This is a genomic window from Staphylococcus sp. GW823-FHT05F06, from assembly GCF_058795495.1.
In genome coordinates this window covers 1-613 of sequence record NZ_JBXAHW010000043.1, presented here as the reverse complement: position 1 = coordinate 613, position 613 = coordinate 1, and the positions used below count along the sequence as shown (strand labels likewise).

1 protein-coding gene is annotated in these 613 nt (G+C 38.0%); it reads right to left on the bottom strand.

All coding sequences use genetic code 11. The annotated features are described in order from the left end of the window. On the bottom strand, positions 1-590 hold a 590-nt coding region (locus AC1Q7N_RS11715), incomplete at its 3' end, for a CHAP domain-containing protein (RefSeq protein ID WP_002470793.1). Positions 591-613 lie beyond the last annotated feature (23 nt).

The following is a 613-nucleotide window of genomic DNA, read 5'->3' as shown; positions in this document are numbered from 1 at the left end:
GAATTGTTTACTGTGTAACCAGAACGTGCTGCAGCGTTTGCCCAGTTGTTTGCGTTACCCCACGTTGAACCGATTTTGCCACCTACTCTGTCAAATACATAATATGTACATTGACCTGAAGTGTATAAGTTACCAGATGCTGAGCGAGCGTTTGATAAAGATACACCGTTTGATGATGGCGCAGAAGTTGTTGTAACGTGAACATTACTACTTGATGTTGAATAGCTTGCGCCTAAACCACCAGTCGGTTGAGTTGTTCTTTGTGATTGCGTGTTGTTTGATTGATAGTTGTTGTAATTGTTGTAATTACTGTAGTTATTGTAGTTGCTATAGTTATTGTAACCATAGTAGTTGTAGTTATTATAATTATTATAGTTATATGAAGTATTTACACGATCTGGACTCCAGTTACCTTTCCAAGTGTAGTGGTAGTTACCTTCAGCATCGATTGTGTAAGTGTAGCTATATGAATAAGGGTCGTTTGGATTGTACCCATCATTATTTTGTTCTGCTGCTTGTGCGTCATGGTGTGCAAATGCGAAAGTAGCGATTCCTGCAGTTGCAATTGTAGCTGTAGCGATTTTTTTCATTGTTAAATATCCTCCTAAAAATT